Annotated in this window: 12 protein-coding genes; 4 read left to right on the top strand and 8 right to left on the bottom strand. The window is 43.2% G+C overall.

Annotated elements, in window-relative coordinates:
• Positions 1-50: 50 nt before the first annotated feature.
• The 6 genes from ccmO to VF06_RS07690 form a co-directional block, all read right to left on the bottom strand.
• Entirely contained in the window at positions 51-839 is a 789-nt protein-coding gene (ccmO, locus tag VF06_RS07715) for a beta-carboxysome assembly protein CcmO (protein WP_099067044.1), read from the bottom strand.
• Positions 840-886: 47 nt separating this feature from the next.
• Complete coding sequence (ccmN, locus tag VF06_RS07710; RefSeq protein WP_099067045.1) at positions 887-1645, bottom strand: beta-carboxysome scaffolding protein CcmN; 759 nt, start codon at positions 1643-1645, stop codon at positions 887-889.
• 175 nt (positions 1646-1820) lie between these two features.
• On the bottom strand, positions 1821-3479 hold the full coding sequence (gene ccmM, locus VF06_RS07705) for a beta-carboxysome scaffolding protein CcmM (RefSeq protein WP_099067046.1): 1659 nt from the start codon (positions 3477-3479) through the stop codon (positions 1821-1823).
• Between the two features lie 241 nt (positions 3480-3720).
• Positions 3721-4023 (bottom strand): beta-carboxysome shell vertex protein CcmL, encoded by a 303-nt coding sequence (gene ccmL, locus VF06_RS07700; RefSeq protein WP_099067047.1) that lies wholly within the window; start codon positions 4021-4023, stop codon positions 3721-3723.
• A gap of 6 nt (positions 4024-4029) precedes the next feature.
• A complete protein-coding gene (locus VF06_RS07695) occupies positions 4030-4374 on the bottom strand; it encodes a carbon dioxide-concentrating mechanism protein CcmK (protein WP_010995041.1) in 345 nt (114 codons plus the stop codon).
• Positions 4375-4468: 94 nt separating this feature from the next.
• The gene (locus VF06_RS07690) at positions 4469-4777 is read right to left on the bottom strand and encodes a carbon dioxide-concentrating mechanism protein CcmK (RefSeq protein WP_015209255.1); all 309 of its coding nucleotides are present in this window, start codon (positions 4775-4777) and stop codon (positions 4469-4471) included.
• A 659-nt stretch (positions 4778-5436) separates the two neighbouring features.
• Between VF06_RS07690 and VF06_RS07685 the strand changes: the two genes are divergently transcribed.
• The 3 genes from VF06_RS07685 (at position 5437) to VF06_RS07675 (ending at position 10235) form a co-directional block, all read left to right on the top strand.
• Positions 5437-7293: an NAD(P)H-quinone oxidoreductase subunit F gene (locus tag VF06_RS07685; RefSeq protein ID WP_099067048.1), complete on the top strand. Its 1857-nt coding sequence runs from the start codon at positions 5437-5439 to the stop codon at positions 7291-7293.
• 125 nt (positions 7294-7418) lie between these two features.
• Positions 7419-8924: an NADH-quinone oxidoreductase subunit M gene (locus VF06_RS07680; protein ID WP_099067049.1), complete on the top strand. Its 1506-nt coding sequence runs from the start codon at positions 7419-7421 to the stop codon at positions 8922-8924.
• 180 nt (positions 8925-9104) lie between these two features.
• Positions 9105-10235, top strand: a complete 1131-nt coding sequence (locus VF06_RS07675) for a CO2 hydration protein (RefSeq protein ID WP_099067072.1) — start codon at positions 9105-9107, stop codon at positions 10233-10235.
• A gap of 270 nt (positions 10236-10505) precedes the next feature.
• Here the strand turns inward: VF06_RS07675 and VF06_RS07670 are convergent, their stop codons facing one another.
• Both VF06_RS07670 and VF06_RS07665 read right to left on the bottom strand, forming a co-directional pair.
• Positions 10506-11267, bottom strand: coding sequence for a Uma2 family endonuclease (locus tag VF06_RS07670; protein ID WP_099067050.1), 762 nt, complete (start codon positions 11265-11267; stop codon positions 10506-10508).
• Positions 11268-11316: 49 nt separating this feature from the next.
• The gene (locus tag VF06_RS07665; protein ID WP_099067051.1) at positions 11317-12123 is read right to left on the bottom strand and encodes a Uma2 family endonuclease; all 807 of its coding nucleotides are present in this window, start codon (positions 12121-12123) and stop codon (positions 11317-11319) included.
• A 180-nt stretch (positions 12124-12303) separates the two neighbouring features.
• On the opposite strand from VF06_RS07665, the gene VF06_RS07660 reads away from it, so the two are divergent.
• Entirely contained in the window at positions 12304-13338 is a 1035-nt protein-coding gene (locus VF06_RS07660) for a serine/threonine protein kinase (RefSeq protein ID WP_099067052.1), read from the top strand.
• Positions 13339-13356 lie beyond the last annotated feature (18 nt).

Below are 13356 nucleotides of genomic sequence, written 5' to 3'. Positions count from 1 at the left end.
GACGATGAATGTTGAATAATGAATGTGAATTTTTCACACTTTATCATTCATCATTCATCATTCCATACTTCTTCTGCAATTTTTGTTGGTAACTTCGTTAAATCTGGTAATCTTAACATTTCGATTTCGGCTACTTGCTCTTTAATATTTACAGGCAAGTTCAAGGGTTGACTTCGTTCTATCCAACAACTTGCTAACGGTAAAGTTTGTTCCATTTCGTCTAGGGGACGAGGAATCACCATCACAGCATTTAATTCCCCAATGCGTTCTGCCTCAAACATTCCTGCTTCCACTGCTACAGCAACATTGGCTACTGAACCACGAATAATCGCCGTACACAACCCCGCACCTATTTTTTCATAAGCTGCTAGATGCACATCAGCAGCTTTGAGCATGGCATCACAAGCGCCCACCATTGCTGGAAATCCCCGCGTTTCTACCAAACCAATTGCCTGATTACTCAAACGGCTGTGACTACCTTCCTCCATCAATTTAGTGAAACGAGCTGTGATGGGAAGCACAATATCTAAATTGGGATAAGGCCGAGGAATCACCAAACTAGAAACCAACTGACCAAATTGTTCGGCAGTTTGAACGCCTGATTCTACAGCAAGGCGGACATCAGCAATTCCACCCCGAACGATGGCGGTACAATGACCGCTACCAATCTTTTCATAGCCAACGAGGTGAACTCCAGCTGATTTGAGCATCATATCCGCCGTGCCAACGATCGCCGGGAAGCTAAGGGTAGAAACTAAGCCCAAGGCAGTATCCTTAAGGTCGTCAAATTGACCCGATGAACGCATAGTATTCATAGACTGTTGATTAAATGTTTCCATATGAATTTTCCAAGATACGGAAAAAGCCGACAACTTACAATTAACACTTACTCGGACTGATCGTCAGAGTTTGGGTTGCTCAAGGATTGTCTATGGGGAAACAAAGTGGTCAACAGTCTGTTTATACTGCCTTGCCCATAAATTTGAGTCCCGAAGCTATTGGGGGATTCTGTGGTTGGTTGAGTTGGTTCTTCTGGGGCTGCTGGTTCTAAATTAGGTTCCGCCTCATTAACAGGTTTGGGCGGTGGTGGAGGAGACTGGCTTTCAGCACTAGCGGAAGATTTAAAGAAAGAAAGCGATCGCCCTTTTAATTCTACAAAAGCCGAAGCGGAGAAGTTAGTTGAGGAAATTAACTTTTCTTCGCCTTCCCCCAAGCCATTATTGTTGTTGTTTTCTGCGCTTGTAGCAGGTGGATTATCTGGGGATGGACTAAGTTGTTTTGTTTGACTAATTTGCCGACTGGTGTCTCCCAAAATCGAACCTGGTGGAATTACTTGTCCGGGTTCAACTGAAGAATTGAAAACTGTTGTTGCTGAACCAATGCAAGCATTTGCCCCAATTTTGCCATTGCCAACCATCAAAAACCCCGCTCCGAGATTTGCCCCGGCTTCCACCTCTAGGGTTCCTTCATGAACTTGGAGAATCGACCCCATGCCAATACAGACTCCTGGGCCAATGATGATTTTGCTATTTGCAGCTGCTTGGAGTATTACCCCAGGTGCGAGTACCGCGCTTGGATGAACAGTCACCTCACCACTAATGTAAGATTCAAAGTTGTTGCTGAGGCGCAGTGGCGGCACAGACATGGAAATTTAACCTCGGAAGGCAGAAGAAATTAGAGAGTTAAGAAGTTAGGAGTGAAGAGTGAGGAGTTAGTTAAAAGTGAGGAGTTATAAATTTTAAGTTCAGAGCTATGAATTAACAATCTGTTTCAATTCCTAACTTCTAACTCCTAACTCCTAACTCCTAACTCCTAACTGCTTAAGGTCGTTGAATAATCGTTTCTAGTACCCGGCGCTTGGCTTTGGGGTCAATACCAATCAACCGTACATATTCTCCTGGGAATTCGCCAAGGAGTCCTTCTACCGCTGCGATCGCTTCTCTTTGTGAAGAGGCTTGAATTTGACCCGTACTAGTCCAAGAGCCTGTACGGAAACGTCTTTGGTCTACGTGTTCGATGCTAATTTTATAGCCTCCAGCTAACAATTGTTTGAGCTGGTCTACTACTTCAGAATCCAAACGAGTACTGGTAGCTGTTGTAGTTGTCGAAGAGCCGCCACTGCTGGTGAATGAAGATTTCTGGCTACTAGAGGAAGCTACTTGACCGTTAGGACGTTGAATGATACTTTCTAGCACGCGCCGCTTGGCCTTGGTGTCAATACCAATTAAACGCACATATTCGCCTTGGTGGTTATCTATACATTCTTCCACTGCGGAAATTACTGCATTTGTGGAAGTTGCTTCAATTGGCTTGCAACTACTCCAAGAACCAGTGCGGAAACGGCGTTCATCTACGTGTTCGGTACCAATTTTATAACCACCAGCCAACAGTTGTCGGATTTGCTCTGCTGTTTCACTGTTAATTTTGCCACTGCCAGAGCCGTTACCATTGCTGTTGTAATTGCTGCTGTAGCTGCCATTGCCAGAACTAGCAGGAGCTTTAAAGGTGGTGGTAGGTTTGGCTTCACCATCAGGACGTTGGATAATGGTTTCTAATACCCGGCGTCTACCTTTATCAATGCCAAACAGCCGCACGTATTCGCCTGTGTGGTCTCTCAGACAACTTTCTAAAGAAGCGATCGCTTCTCCTAAAGATCTCGGTTCGATGGGCTGGCAACTAGTCCAAGATCCTGTGCGGAAACGTCTTTGGTCTACATGCTCCGTGCCAATCTTATAGCCTTGCTGTAATAAATAGCGCAATTGCTCTATGGTTTCTGCACCCAAGCTATTACTTCCCACGTCATTACTCCTTTCCAACTCTAAAACAGTAATACCATTACCTGTATAAGATTTAGCGATTTCGTCCCGAATCGGCGCAATACATTTTACGTCCTCAGCACAGAGATAACCAGCTCGTAGTGCCTGATTAATCCCAACCACATGATGAGCGAATTCCTTATCCCGGTCTTGCACGTCTGGCAAGCGATCGGCTTGCTGTTGGGTGGTAATTATCGCTCCTGAAGGTATATACTTACCCGGCGGAATTTCTACATCTTGAATCAAAGCGTGCATCATCACGATGCAACCTGCACCTACCCTGGCATTAAACACTGTAGAGCGAAAGCCAATGAAAGAATTGTCTCCAACATAAGCTGGCCCATGAATGAGAGCCATGTGGGTAATGCAAGCATTTTTGCCTATCCACACCGAGTATTTGTCTTGGTCATCGCCAACTACTCGACCTTGCTCTAATCCATGAATCACAACTCCATCTTGGACATTTGTGTTTTCACCAAGATAAAAAGGTGTGCCTTCATCCGCCCTAATCGTAGTCCCCGGAGCAACGATTACGTTTGCACCTATGCGTACATCACCAATCAAATTGGAAAATTTGTGTACGAAGGCAGTTTCATGGATGTCGGGTTCGGCTAAATTCCTTGACCACGGGGTTGGGGGGGCCGCCGTGCTGCGGACTACCATCGCGAGATTCCTCCTGAATTAAGTTATGAGTTATGAGTTATGAGTTATGAGTTATGAGTTATGAGTTATGGGTTATGGGTTATGGATTATGAGTTATGAGTTATGAGTTATGAGTTATGAGTTATGGGTTTTAACTCCTAACTCCTAACTTCTTACTCCTAACTCCTCACTCCTCACTCCTAACTTCTCACTTCTCACTTCTCACTTCTCACTGCTCACTCCTAACTTCTCTAACCGTTGACTATCTATATTGATCTTTTTTGCTGTAAATTAGGCGATCTGCAACGTGAATGGTGTCTATAATTGCCACCACTGCTGCATCTAATGGACGCTGTCCATTGCCATCAATTTGACGAGCGGCACTGCCACGAGTGACAAGTACCCACTCATCTATTCCTGCTCCCACAGTATCTGCTGCTACTTCATACTGTGGCAAGATGTTTCCCTCTTCATCCACCAATTGTAACAACAGTAGTTTCACACCTCTAAGACTTGGGTCTTTTTGGGTGCTAACTACTGTGCCGCGAACTTTGGCAACTTGCATTACAAATTATGGTCTTCTACCAAAAGGACGAATTGCATTCACATTTTCCCGGAATTGCTCTACGTCTTCTGTATAACGAATTGGCAGGACATATTCTAAGTTTTCGTGAGGACGTGCAATGATATGAGTAGAAAGTACCTGTCCGCCGTTAACTCGCTTCACAGATTCAACTCCTGCGGCTACAGAAGCTTGAACTTCTGATACGTCTCCCCGCACAATTACTGTTACCCTACCACTACCGATTTTTTCATAACCCACCAAGGTGACGCGGGCTGCTTTCACCATCGCATCAGCAGCTTCCACTACCGCCGGAAAGCCTAGCGTTTCAACCATTCCTACTGCGATCGACATTAGTTTTAATTCCTATTTAAAGTTTTAGCTTTGGACACACTCAGATGATGATCGAAAAAACAACAAAAGTGCTAATTACTTTGTTAAACACCTTTTAGGTACGGAATTGTTCCACAGCCTCTGTATAACGTATCGGCAAGACATATTCTAGGTTTTCGTGAGGACGAGCAATTATATGTGTGGATAAAACTTCACCACCATTAACTCTTCTCGCCGCTTCCACGCCAGCAGCTACGGAAGCTTGAACTTCCGATACATCTCCCCTAACAATCACGGTGACACGAGCGCTACCAATTTTCTCGTACCCTACTAAAGTGACACGGGCTGCTTTCACCATCGCATCCGCAGCTTCCACGACTGCTGGAAAGCCCTTCGTTTCAATCATTCCAACTGCAATTGGCATCGCAGAACTCCTACAAAATTAATCCAATCAGTACTGTTATTTGAAATTTTTGACGGGGAGAGCTTGATCTTAATGAGCTAAGAAAACACTTCCAAATTAAGCATAGGAAAGCTTGGCGTCCCTGGCAATATAAATCACTATAATAGTTTATGATAAAAAAGTTTTAAAAAACTTAACAAAAATTTATCTGTCTCCAGAAGCAATTAAAGTTTACTGATTCCTAGAGCAGCCACTTATGCTTTATAATTTCTTTATTACATATACAAAACGAGATTCATAGCCAAGGCTAATCCGATGTGGGAAAAGAGTGGCAGACGCTGTAACTTTTGCTGTCTCTATATTTCCCTAACTTTTGCTACATGTACAATGACTAAGTAAAAAACATATAAATTTTTCAAATATATTCAATAAATTACTTTGGTCAAAGTAGAAATCAAATGTAAAAAGGTGGATGATGTTAAGGCAAGTAAATGCTTTTGCTTATATAAAGTTATATGTTAATCAACTTTAATAAGGTAAAATTAAGCAAAAATACCCCGAAGTTTTCGTTTAAACAATAGTAAACAAATGTAGAGGTTTTAGCAAATTAATTTAATTAAATTAAATAGTTGTCCGAAAGCTTTTTTAAAATTAAGGCTGAGTCGTCAAGGGAAATTTAAATGAGTCAATTTTTATTTTTAACGAGTTGGTTTGTGCCTTTATATAGCTTATTCGGCGCAATTTTGACCTTACCCTGGGGGTTGGGAATAATTCGACGGACAGGGCCAAGACCTGCGGCATACTTCAACTTATTGACGACAATTTTGGCTTTCGTCCATAGCTTGTTTGTATTTAAAGATATTTGGGATAGAGAACCCCAAAATTTGTTGGTTACCTGGTTCAAAGCTGCGGATTTAGACTTATCCTTTGCCTTAGAACTCTCACCAGTGAGTATTGGGGCAACAGTTTTAATTACAGGCTTAAGCTTAATGGCACAAGTTTACGCCTTGGGTTACATGGAAAAAGACTGGTCGCTAGCACGTTTTTTTGCGTTGCTGGGATTTTTTGAAGCAGCCCTGAGTGCTTTAGCAATCAGTGATTCTTTGTTCTTGAGTTATGCGCTTTTGGAAGTGTTGACACTTTCGACTTATTTGCTGGTGGGTTTCTGGTATGCTCAACCGTTAGTAGTGACAGCGGCACGAGACGCGTTTTTAACCAAACGGGTGGGAGACTTGTTACTGCTGATGGCTGTAGTCACCCTTTCCACCTCAGCCGGCAGTTTGAATTTTTCCGATTTATATGAGTGGGCGCAAACGGCTAATTTAAGCCCAATGACATCGACATTATTGGGGTTGGCGTTAATTGCTGGGCCTGCTGGGAAATGCGCCCAGTTCCCGTTGCACCTGTGGTTAGATGAGGCAATGGAAGGGCCGAACCCGGCCTCAGTAATGCGAAATTCCTTGGTAGTAGCTGGTGGTGCTTATTTGCTATTTAAACTACAACCATTGTTAGCGCTATCACCAGTTGCTTTGAATGCTTTGGTAATCATGGGCACAGTGACGGCCATTGGTGCAACATTAGTATCCATAGCTCAAATAGACATTAAACGAGCCTTATCTCACTCCACCAGTGCATACATGGGGTTAGCGTTTTTGGCAGTTGGCTTGCAGCAAGGTGGTGTCGCCTTGATGTTGCTCTTAACCCATGCCATCGCCAAAGCATTATTATTTATGAGTTCTGGTTCAGTGATCTTAACTACCCAAAGTCAAGACTTGACAGAAATGGGCGGTTTATGGTCAAGAATGCCAGCTACTACCACTGCCTACGTCGTCGGTTCCGCAGGGCTGGTGACACTCCTACCATTAGGAAGCTTTTGGGCAATGTTAGCATGGGCAGACGGTTTTGTGACTATTAGCCCTTGGGTAATTGGAGTTTTATTAATAGTCAATGGCTTAACAGCATTGAACTTGACTAGAGTATTTAGATTAGTCTTTTGGGGTAAACCGCAACCAAAAACCCGTCGTACGCCAGAAGTTGGTTGGCCGATGGCATTGCCAATGGTGACTTTGACAGTGTTGACTTTACTTCTACCCCTGATGCTACAGCAATGGTATCTGCTACCTGATTGGGAAAGTATTAATTGGTATGTGGCGTCAGCCTTGTTTGCTTCTACTGCACTAGGAGTAGGTGTAGGCTCTACAATTTATCTGCACAAAGCTTGGTCAAGATCGAGAATTTTGGCATGGAGATTTCTCCAAGACTTGTTGGGTTATGACTTTTACATCGACCGAGTTTATCGAGTCACCGTAGTGAGTGCAGTAGCGGTGCTATCTAAGATTTCTGCTTGGAGCGATCGCTATTTGGTTGACGGTATAGTGAACTTAGTTGGGTTTGCCACAATTATTGGCGGACAAAGTTTAAAGTACAGCATTTCTGGACAATCCCAAGGTTATATGCTAACCATCCTAGCAGTCGTGAGCATCCTGGGATTTTTCATCAGCTGGTCGTTGGGTTTATTCAATAAATTGCCCTTCTAAAAGTGTTGAATTAGGAGTTAGGAGTTAGTAGTTAAGAGTTATTATCCCTTGTCTCCCTTGTCTCCCTTGTCCCCCTTGTCCCCCTTGTCCCCCTTATCTCCCTCATCCCCCGTTAGCTCAAATGTATGCTTAGTGCTTTAATTCTAGTGCCTTTGATTGGCGCAGCTTTAATTGGTTTCTGGCCCTCTGGCATTAGTGGGAAACTTGCCCGTGGGGTGGCTTTGGTATTTGCGATTATCGCTTTGTTTTTGACAATTGTACTCACAATTCAGTTCCGTCTTGGAGAAGTCAGTCAACAGTTTGCTGAGTCAGTTCCTTGGATAGATGCCTTAGGCTTGAACTATAGCCTGGGAGTAGATGGTTTATCTTTGGTATTGCTGCTTTTAAATGCCCTGTTGACTTCCATCGCCATCTATAGTAGTGATGAATCCCTTGCACGTCCCAAATTGTATTATTCTTTGATACTACTGCTAAGTGTCGGCGTCACTGGAGCCTTCTTAGCACAGGATTTACTGCTATTTTTCCTGTTTTACGAACTGGAACTGATTCCCCTATATTTGTTAATAGCAATTTGGGGTGGTGCAAGAAGGGGCTATGCAGCAACAAAATTCCTAATTTATACTGCTGTTTCCGGAATCTTGATTTTAGCAAGTTTCCTGGGGATAGTTTGGCTGAGTGGTTCTTCTAGCTTTGCGCTAGCAACCTTGAACCCAAAAACTCTACCTTTAGCAACCCAAGTTTTACTGTTAGTGGGAATTTTGGTAGGTTTTGGGATTAAAATTCCCTTAGTTCCCTTCCATACTTGGTTACCAGATGCTCACGTTGAAGCCTCCACACCGATTTCCGTGCTGTTGGCTGGGGTACTGTTGAAGTTGGGAACTTACGGCTTACTGCGATTTGGTATGAACTTGTTACCAGAAGCCTGGGGTTATTTGGCTCCTTGGTTAGCAGTTTGGGCCGCAGTCAGTGTATTGTATGGTTCATCCTGTGCCATCGCCCAAACAGATATGAAAAAAATGGTGGCGTACAGTTCCATTGGACACATGGGCTACGTTTTGATAGCGGCGGCGGCGGCGACACCTTTAAGTGTACTGGGTGCTGTCATGCAAATGATTAGCCACGGCTTGATTTCGGCAATGCTGTTTTTGCTGGTGGGCGTTGTTTATAAAAAAGCCGGTAGTCGGGATTTAGAAATTCTCAGAGGACTACTGAACCCAGAACGCGGTATGCCGGTAATTGGTAGCTTAATGATTGTGGGAGTTATGGCCAGCGCTGGGATACCGGGAATGGTAGGGTTTATTTCCGAATTCGTAGTTTATCGCGGTAGTTTTGCAGTTTTTCCAGTACAAACCTTACTGTGCATGATTGGTAATGGTTTGACAGCGGTTTACTTTTTATTACTTGTCAACCGCGCCTTTTTTGGACGCTTATCTGCACCTGTTGTGAATTTACCACGCGTATATTGGAGCGATCGCCTTCCTGCTGCCATTTTAGCCTTACTAATTGTGATTTTTGGCATCCAACCTTCTTGGTTAGCACGCTGGACTGAACCAACAGTTACAGCAATGGTCAATACTCAAAACGTAGTAGCAACAGTGTCCTTGGATAAGAAAATGGGGAGTGGGGAGTAGAGAGTGGGGAGATGAGGAGATGGGGAGATGGGGAGCAAAGGGGCAGGGAAAAAGGTTAAAGGGTAAAGGGTAAAGGGATAAATTTAACCTTTCCCCCGGTTGGTGAGCTTGTCGAACCATACCCCTTTGCCTTTCCCCATTCCCAATGCCCAATGCCCAATAGTTAATGGAGAAATCGCAGTGGTAACTATTAGAAATAAATTTACAAACGAACCTTTACCTGAATTTATTGAACGTCTGCAAACCGGACAGGCACTACTCATTGATACTCCACAAAATGTGGTGGAAGTGGTTGGTATTCTCAAAAGCTATGGCGTGGTTTTAGATGCTTATTCAATCAATCTAAATTACATTGCCGAACACCAATTTTTAGTATTTTTCCCCTTTTTTAAATACTTTAACGGAGAAGTATCTTTTCAAAAATTACTGCGTCACTGGTGGCACGATCGCATTAATTTTGAATATGCTGAGTATTGTATGAAAGCCATGATGTGGCACGGTGGTGGCGGTCTAGATGAATATTTAGATACAAACGAATTTCAAGAAAGAGCGCAAGCCGTAATCAAAGCTAAATTTAAAAATAATCCTTTAATTTTGGGCATCAATCAACTGTTTCCAGATTTTTTAACGGAACAGTTACGCCTTTCTGCTTATTACACTGGTTTAGGTCAATTTTGGCGAGTGATGGCTGATATTTTCTTGACCTTATCAGACCGCTACGACAATGGCGAAATTAAATCAATTCCCCAAGTTGTAGACCATATTAAAGCAGGATTAGTGGCAAGTGCATCAAAGCCAATTACCTACAGCGTCAAAATTAAGGAAAAACTCTATGACATCATTCCTCAAGACGTTGGTTTGACTTTCTTAGCAGACACAGCAATACCTTATGTAGAGGCAGTTTTCTTTAGAGGAACACCTTTCCACGGTACAGTTTCATACAACGCCCAAGCTTATCAAATATCTCCAGATCAAAGTCGATTCCAATATGGCGCATTGTACGCCGATCCTTTGCCCATCGGCGGTGCTGGTATTCCTCCCACCTTGTTGATGCAGGATATGCGTCATTTTCTTCCAGAGTACTTGCATGAAATTTATCGTCGCAGCCTCCGGGGTGAAGATGATTTGCGAGTACAAATTTGTATGACCTTCCAAAAATCGATGTTTTGCGTAACCACAGCAGCGATTTTAGGACTAGCGCCTTATCCTTTAGATACAAAAGATCCATCCGAGGAAAAAGCAAATCGAGTTTATTTTGCAAAGTGGATGAGTCGCTTAGAAACTTCCCAGTTGCTAGAGGTGAATAAATAGTTGACCGTGGCAATTTTAGATTTTAGATTAAAAATTACCTCTATCCAGAGTGGTTTGTTTCAATAGAAGCTCGCCGACACAGGGGGAGTTAGTTGTTGGCAATCCAAAATCCAAATTCCAAAATCGATTGACTGTAGGTAAAAATTATGCATCCGGTTCAATGCCTAAAGAGCGTAATTAAGCAGTTAAGCGATCGCTTGTGGTAAAATCCCGGCAATGTCTGACAACAAGACGCTTCACCTCTACCAGTTTTAACCTGATTCCAAAATATTAGACTTCTGGTTCTACACCAAGCGATCGCAATTGGGCAATTAGAATCTCATTTCGTTGGCGTTCAAGTTCAGCTCTTTGGCGTTCTTGTTCAGCGCGTTGGCGTTCAAGTTCAGCTCTTTCATCGCCAGTCAACAACAAATTACCTTGCAAATCCCACCAGCGTAACCAGGGCAATTCCATATTTTGGTAAACTCCATGCCAGATACCTAACTCAACGCCTAAAGGATGTATGAGATAATGTCCCCGTTCATTTGTTGGTAATGGCTGATACTTGCCTTCAATTAAGTGATACACTTCTACGCTGGCTTTATCCACTTCATAAATGCCATAAAACGGAGGACGAATTACTTGCTCATAAATCCAAAATTTGCCTTTCCAAGGGGTTGTATCTCGTTCCTCACTGCCATCACCAGAGACAAATTCTAAGGCAATTAATGGGGCAATAAATTCTCGCCATATTACATAAGACCTGCGGATTTGTCCATCGAGTAAGGGCGGGACATTGGCGACATAAAACCAGTCTGGTGCAACTGCGCCTTTTTCTGGTGGGTCAGTCATCCGCCAATAGATGCCACAATCTTGACCAATACAATATTGCCCATCAGGGTGAAGTTTTTGTAATATCGGTTGAATTGAGTCGGTGATGAGAATGCTTTGGGGATGTTCTTGAAAGTTTTTCACGAATGTGCCATCAGACTCTGGTAGCTGCGTGTGGTCTGGGAAAGGGGTGAGGTCAGTGGGGTTGATGGCAGAGGTCATAAAGTTACCTTTGCACTGGTAAAGGTTGTTTTTTAGTTTAGCAATAGACTTAAGCTTCTGGTTCAACGCCGAGCGATCGCAATTGAGCAATCAGAATCTCATTGCGTTGGCGTTCTTGTTCAGCACGTTGGCGTTCTTGTTCAGCACGTTGGCGTTCTTGTTCAGCACGTTGGCGTTCTTGTTCAGCACGTTGGCGTTCTTGTTCAGCTCTTTCATCGCCAGTCAACAACAAATTACCTTGCAAATCCCACCAGCGCAGCCAGGGTAATTCCATGTTCTGATATTGTCCATGCCACAGACCTAATTCAACGCCTAAACGATGTATGGGATAATGTCCGCGCTCATTTGCTGCTAATAACTGATATTGTCCTCCGATTAATTCATAAACTTCCACACTGGCTTGATTCACTTCATAAATGCCATAAAAAGCTGGATGAATCACCTGCTCATAAATCCAAAATTTACCCTTCCAAGGAGTTTTGTCTCTTTCTTCCTTGCCATCACCAGAGACAAATTCCAAAGCAATCAATGGTGCAATAAACTCTCGCCACAACACATAAGACCTTCGTGAAAGTCCATCTAACGAAGGCGGTACATTTGGTACATAAAACCAATCCGGTGCTACTGCTCCTTTCTCTGGAGGATCTGTTAACCGCCAGTAAATACCTAAGTCCTGACCTATACAATATTGACCTTCTGGATGTAATTGCTGAAGAATGGGTGTAATTGAGTCAGTTAGTAAGATACTTTGGGGATGCTCTTGCCAATTTTTCACAAAGGTGCCATCGGAATCTGGTAGCTGCGTGTGGTCAGGAAATGGGGTGAGATCGGTATCGAGGTTGGTTGCAGAGGTCATAAAGTTACCTTTGCACTAGCTAAAGGTTGTTTTTAGTTTAGCAATAGAGGGAGAAAAAAGCGATCGCGTCTGGTGCCTTAACCGAACAGTATTGGATCGCAGTCTTTCTCCAAAGCTAGGCTCAAGTTATTAAGGCTCTCTTGTGTGAGAATTAATCTAAGCATTTTGGGAGTTGCAAAGATGGCTTGGGGAGTTGGCGATCGCTTGCAAGGTGGAAAATACACCATTGAAAAAGAGTTGGGAAGAGGACGCTTTGGCATTACTTATTTGGTGAAAAATCAGAATGGCGATCGCTTTGTCATTAAAACCTTAAATGATGACTTGCTAAATTCCCTTAGTCAATTGGAGCGCGAACGGCTAAAGACAATGTTTTTGCGGGAGGCTTTAAAGCTGCAAAAGTGTAAGCATAAGTACATTGTGGAGGTTGTAGACTCCTTTGAAGAAGCAGACTGTTTGTGTTTGGTAATGGAGTATGTAAATGAAGTGAGTTTGGCTGACCTGCGTCCACCAATACTTTCAGAACCAGATGCACTACGTTACATTCAGCAAATTGGGGAAGCACTGATAGTTGTACATGAAAATGAACTGATTCATCGGGATGTGCATCCAGGAAATATTTTGTTGCGGAAGCGAGAGGGACAGCTAGAAGCGGTACTAATTGATTTTGGTTTAGCTTTGGACTTTGACCATATTTTAACCACAAGCCGAACTAAGGAAACTTCTGATGGATTTACGCCCCCTGAGCTTTACGCTAGAGGTACTATAACTCGTGCATATAGCGATATTTATTCACTAGCTGCTACTCTGTATAAACTTTTGACAGGAAGAACACCTGTTGATGCAATAAAGCGCAAAGTTGACGGCGAGCATTTAGTATCTCCTAAAGAATTCAACGAGCAAATCAGCCGTCACGTCAATGAAGCAATTTTAACAGCTATGCAACTAGACCCGAAACAGCGTCCTCAATCAATGCGCCAATGGCTCGATTCTTTAGGGTTAACTGTGGAAAATTCTCAGCCTTCAGTAATTGTATCATCTAACACCAACTCAAATTGGGAGCGAAACATCCAGTTTTGGGGAATTGTGATAGCTGCCATTGCTGCAATTGGAACCTTACTTTCAGGCATAGTTGGTTGGATTCCTTTTATCAAAACATCTCCGTCTTCCAGTCCAGCATTAGTGTCTCCCAGTCCTTCATCTAGCAAAACACCGTAGAATTAGCTAAACTCTCAT

The organism is Nostoc linckia z4, from assembly GCF_002608075.1.
In the GTDB taxonomy this organism is placed as follows: domain Bacteria; phylum Cyanobacteriota; class Cyanobacteriia; order Cyanobacteriales; family Nostocaceae; genus Nostoc; species Nostoc linckia.
Note: the sequence above shows the minus strand (reverse complement) of the source record. Positions and strands in the feature narration are given on the sequence as shown.